The organism is Pseudonocardia sp. SID8383, from assembly GCF_009864975.1.
Taxonomy (GTDB): Bacteria; Actinomycetota; Actinomycetes; order Mycobacteriales; family Pseudonocardiaceae; genus Pseudonocardia; species Pseudonocardia alni.
Window position 1 is genome coordinate 1 of the sequence record NZ_WWFY01000403.1, and the last position, 337, is coordinate 337.

Annotated in this window: 1 pseudogene; it reads right to left on the reverse strand. The window is 81.0% G+C overall.

The features are described from left to right. A pseudogene (locus GTW08_RS09685) lies at window positions 1-337 on the reverse strand (molecular chaperone Hsp90); the annotation flags it as partial.

Consider the following 337-nt stretch of genomic DNA (forward strand, 5'->3'; position numbering starts at 1 on the left):
GCCCGGCTCCGGCACCAGGGCGGTGCGGTCGGCGGGGCCGACGCGCCGGACGAGGTCGGCGTAGGCGGCCGCCGCGGCGTCGACCAGCACGTCGACGCCCGGGTCGTCGGCACGGATCCGGCGGCGGTCCGGGTCGAGCGGGAGCGGTGCGACCAGCCGGGCGGGCAGCGACAGCTGCTCGGCGCTGCGGGTGGGGGCGTGCAGGACCTCGCCGTCGTCGGGTCCGTACGGGGCGGGCCGGTCGCCGTGCAGCGGCAGCGCCCAGCGGACGCCCGCGTCCCCGGTGACCAGCAGGTACCCGGCGTCGCCGACGCGCACCCGGCCGTCGCCGAGGTCG